Origin of the sequence: Tepidibacillus infernus (assembly GCF_048898065.1) — a bacterium.
Classification (GTDB): domain Bacteria; phylum Bacillota; class Bacilli; order Tepidibacillales; family Tepidibacillaceae; genus Tepidibacillus_B; species Tepidibacillus_B infernus.
Genome location: NZ_JBLWFI010000001.1, coordinates 1,261,262 through 1,271,756, shown reverse-complemented (window position 1 = coordinate 1,271,756; position 10,495 = coordinate 1,261,262). Strand labels below are relative to the sequence as shown.

At 37.0% G+C, this 10,495-nt stretch carries 10 protein-coding genes; 9 read left to right on the top strand and 1 reads right to left on the bottom strand.

Annotation, left to right across the window (positions count from 1 at the left end; all coding sequences use genetic code 11):
* Positions 1 to 104 precede the first annotated feature (104 nt).
* The 9 genes from TEPIDINF_RS06495 (at position 105) to TEPIDINF_RS06455 (ending at position 8,735) form a co-directional block, all read left to right on the top strand.
* Positions 105 to 998: a hypothetical protein gene (locus tag TEPIDINF_RS06495; protein ID WP_068724933.1), complete on the top strand. Its 894-nt coding sequence runs from the start codon at positions 105 to 107 to the stop codon at positions 996 to 998.
* A gap of 87 nt (positions 999 to 1,085) precedes the next feature.
* Positions 1,086 to 2,831 carry a sensor histidine kinase gene (locus tag TEPIDINF_RS06490; RefSeq protein ID WP_068724932.1) on the top strand — a complete coding sequence of 582 codons (1,746 nt, stop codon included), beginning with the start codon at positions 1,086 to 1,088 and terminating at the stop codon, positions 2,829 to 2,831.
* Between the two features lie 19 nt (positions 2,832 to 2,850).
* Positions 2,851 to 3,621: a LytR/AlgR family response regulator transcription factor gene (locus TEPIDINF_RS06485; protein WP_068724926.1), complete on the top strand. Its 771-nt coding sequence runs from the start codon at positions 2,851 to 2,853 to the stop codon at positions 3,619 to 3,621.
* 153 nt (positions 3,622 to 3,774) lie between these two features.
* Positions 3,775 to 5,205 (top strand): carbon starvation CstA family protein, encoded by a 1,431-nt coding sequence (locus TEPIDINF_RS06480; RefSeq protein ID WP_068724924.1) that lies wholly within the window; start codon positions 3,775 to 3,777, stop codon positions 5,203 to 5,205.
* A gap of 35 nt (positions 5,206 to 5,240) precedes the next feature.
* A complete protein-coding gene (locus tag TEPIDINF_RS06475) occupies positions 5,241 to 5,537 on the top strand; it encodes a CC/Se motif family (seleno)protein (protein WP_068724922.1) in 297 nt (98 codons plus the stop codon).
* Between the two features lie 370 nt (positions 5,538 to 5,907).
* On the top strand, positions 5,908 to 7,272 hold the full coding sequence (mgtE, locus tag TEPIDINF_RS06470) for a magnesium transporter (protein WP_069798432.1): 1,365 nt from the start codon (positions 5,908 to 5,910) through the stop codon (positions 7,270 to 7,272).
* Between the two features lie 949 nt (positions 7,273 to 8,221).
* Positions 8,222 to 8,368, top strand: coding sequence for a sporulation protein YjcZ (locus TEPIDINF_RS06465; protein WP_421691572.1), 147 nt, complete (start codon positions 8,222 to 8,224; stop codon positions 8,366 to 8,368).
* 17 nt (positions 8,369 to 8,385) lie between these two features.
* Complete coding sequence (locus TEPIDINF_RS06460) at positions 8,386 to 8,526, top strand: hypothetical protein (RefSeq protein ID WP_161937302.1); 141 nt, start codon at positions 8,386 to 8,388, stop codon at positions 8,524 to 8,526.
* 98 nt (positions 8,527 to 8,624) lie between these two features.
* A complete protein-coding gene (locus TEPIDINF_RS06455; RefSeq protein WP_153012021.1) occupies positions 8,625 to 8,735 on the top strand; it encodes a sporulation protein YjcZ in 111 nt (36 codons plus the stop codon).
* Between the two features lie 455 nt (positions 8,736 to 9,190).
* Here the strand turns inward: TEPIDINF_RS06455 and TEPIDINF_RS06450 are convergent, their stop codons facing one another.
* Positions 9,191 to 10,252: a TIGR04053 family radical SAM/SPASM domain-containing protein gene (locus tag TEPIDINF_RS06450; protein WP_421691571.1), complete on the bottom strand. Its 1,062-nt coding sequence runs from the start codon at positions 10,250 to 10,252 to the stop codon at positions 9,191 to 9,193.
* Positions 10,253 to 10,495 lie beyond the last annotated feature (243 nt).

Genomic DNA, 10,495 nt, shown 5'->3' with positions numbered 1-10,495 from the left:
GACGTAATTCTTTCAAGCTTAATCCGATTACTTTTGCGGGATCCCATTTTAATTGGAAAAGAAAGCTATGCTTTGTTTATTATTTACGAAGGCCGGGATTTCATATGAAAAGTTTTTCAAAAATAATTATAGGGTTACTTCTTCTTAGTCTCTTGTTAACAGGTTGTAATCTTTTTGATAACGATTCACAAAAACACTTGGTCGAGCCACAGGTACCAGAGAATCCACAGACCCCAAAGAACCCTCAGAATCCTTCTTCTGGGACAGTAAATACGTTACAAGAGGCTTTTCCAACTTCACTGATATTTAAAAAACCTCAAGATTTTATGGAAATCATCATTCCAGGGTTTCGTATTGGTTTAACAAAAGAACAAATTCAAGAAAAATTGGGGAAACCGAATTTGGTCCAAAGTAAACAAATTGAATGGCAGAATCTAGAAGAATGGATTTATGATGATGTTAATGGGTATCGATTGGAGTTACAATTTGATGAAAGGAATCAGTTGATTAATTTTCAATTGAGCAAATACTTAACGGCTAGAGGGATTGTTCCTACTATTTTGAATAGGCAGGTTCCAACTCCAGGCTCACCTCTTACTTATTCAGAATTAGGCTTCCAAGAGGTGATTTTAGGTTCAACTGTTGATGAAGTGACTGGCCATTTTGACCAACCTATGATGGCCTATATGAGTTATGACGAAATGTATGGATATGACCTTGCTATGGTCTACCAAGGAATTACTGTTCATGCTTTATTAGAAACAGAAGAACCCTATGTACATTTGATAGAGACTAATGATGATGGATTGATACCGACAGATCGGGGCATTCAAGTTGGAAGTTCAGTCGATGAGGTAATCAAACAATACGGTCCCCCTTCCTATGATTGGCGGGAAACAGGTGATCTTATTTACTCCACTGATGACTATTGGTTTGCTATTAAATTTAAAATTGAAGATGACAAGGTTCAATCTATTTCCATCTATGAAGCATCATAGCCACTTAAAAAGTGGCTTTTTATTTTACCCTTTGAAATGGTAACATGAAAGAAGACAAATCATTTCTATTAAAGGGGTCATCATTTTATGTTCCAGTTACTTCTACTGATGATTGAACGAATCGGTTTAATTGTGACGATCGCATTTGTATTGACTAGATCAACCACTTTTCGCAAATTAATTGACCATAAATCGGACACCATCACTAAGATTAAGCTAGCGATTTTATTTGGCTTATTTGGCATTGTAGGAACCTATACTGGAGTTGCGATCCAACCTGAAACTCATGGTTCTACATTATGGATCAAAGATATCGTTCAAATTGATTTTGACGAAGCATTGGCTAATTCTAGGGTAGTTGGTGTTGCGATTGGAGGATTATTAGGAGGACCAGTGGTTGGATTAGGGGCTGGTCTCATTGCTGCGGTTCACCGTATGCTTTTAGGTGGTTTTACTGGGTTAGCCTGTGGCATGTCAACTATTACGGAGGGTTTAATGGCAGGGATGGTCTATAAGAAATTTGGCAATCGTCGCATCGTTTCTACTAGCATGGCATTTTTGACAGGTTTTGTTGCTGAGACGGTACAAATGTTGATCATCCTATTACTTGCTAAACCTTTTGATAAAGCATGGGCATTAGTACAAGTGATTGGACTACCAATGATTATCGCTAATAGTATTGGTATCGCTATTTTTATTGCGATCATTCACAGTGTGATTCATGAAGAAGACCGGATTGAGGCCAACCAAGCACAAAAGGTCTTACATATTGCTGATCAAACCCTTGTACATCTACGTAAAGGATTGAATGAAGAATCTGCCACTGAAATTGCAAAGCTATTATTAAAAACAACAAGGGTTTCAGCTGTCTCGATTACAGATAAACATCGGATATTATCCCATGTGGGTTTGGGAAGTGACCATCATATTCCAGGTCATTCATTGTTAACGGAGGCAACCAAACGAGTTTTACAAACAGGAAAAATATATGTAGCAAAATCAACCGATGAAATACGCTGTGAACATCCAAAATGTCCTTTACAGGCAACCATTATTGTCCCAATCAAGAAATCAAATCAACCAATAGGAATTTTAAAATTTTACTTCTCTAACCCTAAGCAAATTCGACCTGTAGATAAGGAATTAGCATTAGGTCTAGGGAGATTGCTTTCTCACCAGCTTGAAGTGATTGAAGCAGAAAAACAAGCCAAGTTAGTGACTGATGCCGAGATTAAGGCATTACAAGCGCAGGTAAATCCTCACTTTTTATTTAACTCACTAAATACAATTGTCGCTTTGATTCGTACACAACCTGATTTAGCACGTAAATTGCTGATTCAATTAGGACATTTTTTTCGCCAAAACTTGAATGCGTCAATGTATGAACTCGTTACTTTTAAACAAGAACTTGAACATACACAAGCTTACCTAAATATTGAACAAGCAAGATTTTCTGAAAGGTTAAAGGTGAATTTTGACATTGATAAAAAAGTTGAGCATGTATTATTGCCCCCATTAACATTACAGCCTTTAGTAGAAAATGCAATTAAACATGGTTTGAAGAACAGCCAACAAGAATGGATGATTGATATAACTTTAAAAAAACAGGGTAATCATTCCATGATTTCCGTAAAAGATAACGGAATTGGAATGGAAGTAGAGCGAATCAACCAATTGCTTTACCAACGTGTAGAATCTGTATCTGGAACTGGATTAGGATTATATAATGTACACCAACGTTTACTTGGACGGTTTGGCGAAGAGTCAAGGCTTCATATTGAAAGTGAAGTAGGAAAAGGAACATTGATTTGGTTCCTGGTACCAATTGGTTAAAGATGGGAGTGAATAGGCGATGACCATAAAAGTATTGATTGTGGATGATGAGTCTTTAGCTAGGGATGAGCTACGATATTTATTGAGTCAAGAGGATGAGATAGAGGTCGTTGGGGAAGCGGAGAATGGAGAAGAGGCCTTAACGAAAATTTTCAATTTAAATCCAGATATCGTATTTTTAGATATTCAGATGCCTAAAGTTGATGGATTAACAGTAGCTAGAACTTTGCTAGACTTAAAAAAGAAACCTTTCATTATCTTTGCAACGGCTTATGATCAACATGCGATTCATGCTTTTGAAGTGAATGCGATCGACTATTTGCTCAAACCTTTTGACGAAGATCGTGTGATGAAAACCATTGAAAAGATTAAAGAAAAATTAAATCATCCAAATCAAGAAGTTTTTTTTAAATGGCTCGAGCAATTAAGAGAAGGTTCCAATCAGCAGTCTAAACATACTTCAAAATTAGCTGTTCAACTTGAAGAACGCGTGCTTTTAATCGATCCAAATGATATTGTATATGCCTTTCGAGAGGGTCGGGGTGTCCTAATCAAAACATTTGCGGAAACCTATACCACCAAATACACGTTACAGGTTTTAGAAGAAAAATTGAAGAACTTTTCCTTTTTTCGTGTACATCGCAGCTATTTAGTAAATTTAAACCATATTCAAGAAATGACTCCTTGGTTTAATGGTGCATATACTTTGACGATGAAAGATCAACAACAATCTAAGGTTCCTGTAAGTAGACAATTTGTCAAACCACTAAGAGATGCACTAGAGCTTTAATACGAATACCAAACAGGACAAAATAATCGCCATTCATACCAAGATTTGAACATTTTAGACAAAATTTAGACACAATTTTTCCTTCTTTTATTAAAATTGAATTTGAAAACGATTGCAAATTAATCAACATAAGAGAAAGAGGGGAAATGTATCATGATTACTTTCTTATTATCATTTGTAGCTCTTATTTTAGGTTATATTTTTTATGGGCGATATGTTGAGAAAGTATTTGGTGTGAATGAAAATAGGCAAACACCTGCCTATGTAAGTAATGATGGTGTGGACTTTGTACCTATTGATTGGAAAAAGGGAAGCTTGATTCAGTTATTAAATATTGCAGGATTAGGACCCATTTTTGGGCCTATTTTAGGGGCATTGTGGGGTCCAGTCGCCTTTTTGTGGATTGTATTAGGTGGGATTTTTGCCGGTGCAGTTCATGACTACTTCTCTGGTATGCTATCCGTAAGAAACAATGGTGCACAATTACCTGACTTAGTTGGTAAATATCTTGGTAATGGTATGCGTCAATTTGTTAACGTGTTCTCTTTAGTATTACTGATCTTAGTTGGAGTCGTTTTCGTAACAGGACCTGCTTCTTTAATTGTCACACTAACACCTGATTGGATGACTTTAGGAATTGTAAGTGCCTTGATTTTCGCTTACTATATTTTGGCTACTTTATTACCGATTGATAAAATTATCGGGAAGATTTATCCATTATTTGGTGCTTTATTGATTATTATGGCGATCGGTGTCGGGGGAGGATTGCTTGTTAAAGGTTATCATATCCCTGAATTAACATTAAGCAACTTACATCCAAAAGGATTACCAGTTTGGCCATTACTCTTCATTACGATTGCTTGTGGTGCGATTAGTGGTTTCCATGCTACTCAATCTCCACTTATTGCACGTACCATTCAAAATGAAAAATATGGACGTAAAGTATTTTATGGCATGATGATTGCTGAATCCATGATCGCTATGGTTTGGGCAGCAGCAGGAATGGCTGTTTTCAATGGAGTTGATGGACTACAAGATGCATTAGTACAATATGGTGGACCAGCAGGAGTTGTGCGCCAAGTCTCTATTTCTATGTTAGGGGCAGTTGGTGGAACTTTTGCAATTATCGGTGTCATTGTATTACCAATTACCTCAGGAGATACTGCGTTCCGTGGTGCACGTCTTCTCATTGCGGATTTCTTAAAACTAAGTCAACGTAAAATTAGTAAACGCTTAATGATTACACTCCCATTATTTGCAGTGGGTTATAGTTTAACATTAATCGACTTTAACTTCTTATGGAGATATTTTTCCTGGGCGAACCAAACAACAGCGATGATCCTTTTATGGGCGGCAGCTATGTTCTTAGTACAAGAAGGAAAGAATTACTGGATTGCAACGATTCCAGCGACTTTTATGACAGCAGTATCTTTCACTTATATCTTACAAGCGCCAGAAGGATTTGGATTGCCAACAACGATTTCATACCCAGTAGGGTTAATCATTACAGCAGCAATCGTCATCATCTTTGCGCTTAAGGCTATCAAAACAAGAAAACAATATTCAGTTTCATTAGAAAATTAGAGAACAGTAAAATCTTTTAGAGAGGTGAGAAACGGATGAAACCTATTATTCCAGTCTTTGACATTCAAATCGAGTTGACTGAAAGGTTAAAAGAGTATATTAAGAATAATGGGGGAATTCTTACCATCGCAGAAGCACCTCAAACAGGTTGCTGTACCAACTTTCTCTTCGTTGGGGCACAACTAGGCAAACCTAAGGAAGAAGGATATTATCGAGTCCTTGAGGAGGAAGGTATTCAGATCTACTGGGATCCTTTTATCCTCAAAAAGGACAAAAAATATGAATTGGATTTAGAAGGATTGTTTAAGTGGAAAACGATTGTGGTCCATTAATGATAGTCTGATAAGAAATATTATAGTGAAAAACGGTAGCTATAAAAACAGCTGCCGTTTTTTTTACTCAACTACCAATTGATCTTCGTATTCTCTAACTTCCCAACCTTTCTTAAATAAATGGTCCATAAACTATTCATATCCCCATGACTTATCGATCTTACCTTTACAGATAAATGCTTGTTCGTTATGATAGGAGTGTTGAAAAAAAATAAACTCTCTTCTTTTTTGAAGGGTTTATTGAGGTGACGAAGTTGAAAAGTGACCCGAGTCCTAGGTGTATAAAATTAAATATGGATGTAGAGGGTAGCTTTATTTCAACTTGATGAACTGGATAAATAAGCTCCCTCTACAGAATGGAGGGAGCTTTATGGTTATTTTAGATGAAACAAACAAAGAAGAATTTTTCCGAGAATTAGTCCGCTTCATTGAATTAGGTCAAATAGAGCTATTTCGAAAAGATTTTTTTGATCTGCACGTTTATGAGCAAACCGAGTTTTTTCAAGGATTAAATGAAGAAGATCAAAATAGACTTTTTCAATTTTTATCTCCAGAAGAGATGGCAGATATCTTTCAGCATTTGCCGATTAAGGAACAGAAGATCATCTTTGGACGTCTTGAACCGACCTATGCTTCTGCGATGCTTGCACAGATGTATGTGGATGATGCTGCAGACTTTTTAGGTGAATTGGAAGTTGAAAACCAAGACCAATACCTTAAATTATTAAATGTTGAAGAAGCAAAGGAGATTAAAAGCTTACTCAACTATCCAGAGGATACAGCTGGTGGCTTGATGACAACTGAATATGTGGCCATTCCAGCATTTTATACTGTTCAACAGGTGATTATGCAACTGAAAAAAGAAGCCCCAGATGCAGAAACAGTCTATTATTTATATGTGGTTGATGAGGAGCATCGATTAGTTGGGGTATGTTCATTAAGAGACTTAATCATCGCAGATTCAAGTGCACTCATTAAAGATATCATGTCTGAACATGTTGTGTCTGTTTATGTCGGACTAGATCAGGAAAAAGTTGCCGATATTGTTCAGAAGTATGATTTTTTGGCATTGCCTGTCATCGACGAACAAGAACGTTTAGTAGGGATTGTTACGGTTGACGATGTAATGGATGTCATGAGTGAAGAGGCGACAGAAGACATCTCGAAGTTTTCGGCGATAAATGGTCATGATCTTTTTGATACGAATTCTTTCGAGTCAGCCAAACGTCGGTTACCTTGGCTAATTATGCTTCTTTTTATTGGAATGGGAACCGCAACGATTATTGGTCACTTTCAGGCAACATTACAGCAAGTAACGATTCTAGCAGTCTTTATTCCGTTAATAGGTGGTACAGGAGGGAATGCTGGGACTCAAGCCTTGGCTGTCGTGGTAAGAGGATTATCTATTGGAGAATGGGAGAAAAAGGATCTATTACACATGTTAAGAAGAGAGCTAGGGACTGGATTAATTACTGGTACAGTTGCTGGATTGATGATTACCTTAATCACCTATTTTTGGCAGGGTAATCCGATGTTAGGCCTTGTCGTTGGTTTATCCCTATTCTGCACTTTGGTTGTATCAACTTTATCTGGAGCAACGATTCCCATTTTAATTCAACGTTTAAAGATTGATCCAGCTGTTGCTTCAGGACCATTTATTACAACGATTAACGATATTGTGGGGATGATGATTTATTTTGGAATAGCAACGTTATTTATGAGTTTCTTATTATAGGTTATCCATATGTCATTTAAGGGTTTGTATATTCCATAAGCTGCGACATAGCGTGACTAGCAGCTTTAGCTGTGTAGCACGACTTGTACACTTTGTGTGCCTTCAGAAGTGCCCTTCTCTCCGTAATCTTTATTCATAGAAGGGCACGGATGACGGAGCGCGATGGAATATACAAACCTTTTTTTATTATTATGGGACGCCAAAAAAGTAATCGGAATACGCTTCGAAGGAGGTTGTCACTTTTGTGGGCAATCTTGTGCGGATTTTTTATGTAAATGGTTGAATAAACAAGCGTAGAACAATTAATCAACATAAACTATGAATAATCCTAGAATAGAGAGGAGGATATATGCTTATGCCTAGAGTAAACTTTTTTGGAGGTTTTGGTTGGATCATCTGGATTATCATTATCTTCATTTTTATTTGGTTATTGTTGGGTTTGTTCTAAAAAACTAGCGCAGCGCCATAAAAAGATATTAACAATTCAACATTTTCTAAAGAAAGGAGGAAATTTTTATGGCGCATCTTAATTTAATAGGATTTAGTTGGATTGGGTGGATTATTATCATTTTTATTTTTATCTGGATTTTCTTTAAAGGAATCTGGATTCTATAGGGTATTTACACATTTTTAAAAAAGATAGGCTATTAAACTATACAAGAATCATGGTTTTTTCATAGGTTATAGTACAGAGGACAAATAAAAGTTCTCGACAGAAAGCAATGAAAAGTTAAAAGGAGGGGATTTTTTATGGCAGATGGATACAGATGGGGAGGATATAGAACATTGTTATTGTTCATCCTTCTTGTGATTATTTTCTTCTGGTTTGTAGGCGGTATTTGGTGGTAGTAACTAGAGAAGGGGAAGGATGATCCTTCCCCCTTTTTTAAAAGTAAAGAAAAGGATAATTGTTTTTTCTCTATCCAGGTAATTTTGAGAGGAGGGGAAGATGTTGACTGCAAAAATAAATCAAGCAGGCTATGGATGGTCTTGGATTTGGTTGATCATTATAATCTTCCTATTTTTATGGATATTCTGGAAGTTTACAGGGTTTGGTTATGGAGGGTATGGCTATTACGGATATGGATGTTTTTAGTGAAAGGGGGTGAAAGCATGGCAGCTAATACGAACTTTTTTGCTGGAGGATGGTCCTGGATTTGGTGGATTATCATCATTTTTCTCTTTATCTGGCTCTTCTTGGGCTTTTTCGGTGGTTGGGGCGGTTATGGATATGGAGGATATGGCTATTACTAGGTAAACCCCTATTTTTATTGTAAAGAGTACAAATAACTATACAAGTTAGATACCTTTTTCATAATGTATGGTAGAAAAATGAAAAGGAGGGATAGTTAATGGCCAGTGGTTGGGGATATGGATATGGATACGGAGGATATAGAACATTGTTATTGTTCATCCTTCTTGTGATTATTTTCTTCTGGTTTGTAGGCGGTACTTGGTGGTAATAGGGAAGGGGGGGAACTTTCCCCCTTTTTCTACACCACAACAGAAACTCTAATATAAATAAGGTGGGTGTAATTAAATGGCTGACGGATACGGATGGTATGGATTCAGAACCTTATTATTGTTCATCCTTCTAGTAATTATCTTCTTCTGGTTTGTTGGTGGTTTCTACTTCTAAAGTAGAGGGGGATTTTCCCCCTTATACATAACAAAACTCAACTGTTATGTGGCTCTCTTGAGTTGATTCTCAGATAGCTTCTTTTTGACAAAACCCTCCTCTAAAAAAGCCTGCATGCATTTGCAGGCTTTTTCAAACTCCACAAAAGTAATCGAAGTACGCTTTGAAAAAGTCGTCATTTTTGTGCGTTTTCTAATTAAAAAAGAATCCTATAGTTCACTAACTACCCTGATATATGTCTATGTAAATGAATAGGCATATGTTACAAAAAATTTATTGCTATTTTTGTATATTGGGTTGGTATATACAGAATGGATCGCTTTCCAAATAATCCCCTGTGACCGCATATGCTCGTGCTCTTGAGCCACCACAAACCTCTCGATATTCACAAACTCCACATTTTCCTTTGTATTGGTTTGGATCACGTAAACTAGTAAAGATCGGAGAATGACGATAAATATCGGCTAAAGGAATATTTCTTACATTACCAGCAAGTACGGGCAAAAAACCGCTTGGGTAAACATCACCGATATGGGAAATAAAGACAAAACCTTTACCATCGTTGATCCCGGCAGCTCTACCAATATTGTCCCTTACTTTTTTAATCGGGGAATTAATTTCTTCTGCTTGTTGTTGCATGACATATCGGCGATAATGTGGAGCTGCTGTCGTCTTAATATCAAAGGAAACTTTTGATTTTAACTGATGTAACCATCGAAATACTTCTTCATGTTGAACTGGAGAAACCATATCTTTGATTTGTCCTCGGCCAGTTGGGACCAAAAAGAAAACACTCCATAACTCTGTACCAAATTGCTCAATTTTTCGCGCGATGTTTTCTAAGTCATGGATATTAAAACGGCTCACTGTGGTATTGATTTGGATTGGCATTTCTAGTTCCATTAGATACTGAATACTCTTCATCGTTAATTCATAGGAACCCTTTGTACCACGGAAATAGTCGTGAATTTCAGCAGTTGAACCATCAAGGCTAAAAGCCCATCTTGCAAGGCCTACTTCTTTTGATCTGCGCATCGCTTCCTTGGTTACTTTAGGGGTTGCGCTCGGTGTCATCGATACACGTAGTCCTTTGTGAATCGCATATTCCATAAATTCAAAAATATCTTCTCTCATTAAAGGGTCGCCACCTGTGAAAACGAGTAAAGGGCTTTCCATTTCAGCAATTTGATCAATTAATCGTTTCCCTTCTTCTGTTGTTAACTCCCGAGGGTCACGGTGATATTGTGCTTCTGCTCGACAATGCAAACATTTTAACGCACAGGCTCTTGTAACTTCCCAGATCGTGATAAAAGGAGCCTGATTATAATCGGGTATGTACATTACGACCACCTCTTTTTCATCTCTAGAAAAATTATAAAATAAACTTTGCACTATCACTATGATAAAAATCACAGACACGGTAAAAATTCCAAAGTAAACTAATGGTAACATTAGAAGACGGGCAGAGGCAGTGTACGGTGACTTATGGGAATCGGACCCTTAATGCTACTTAGCTGATGAAGAAATAGGAATTATGTAAAGGAGAGATTAAATATGGCAGTATTACTGCTGGAGCAGAATCAG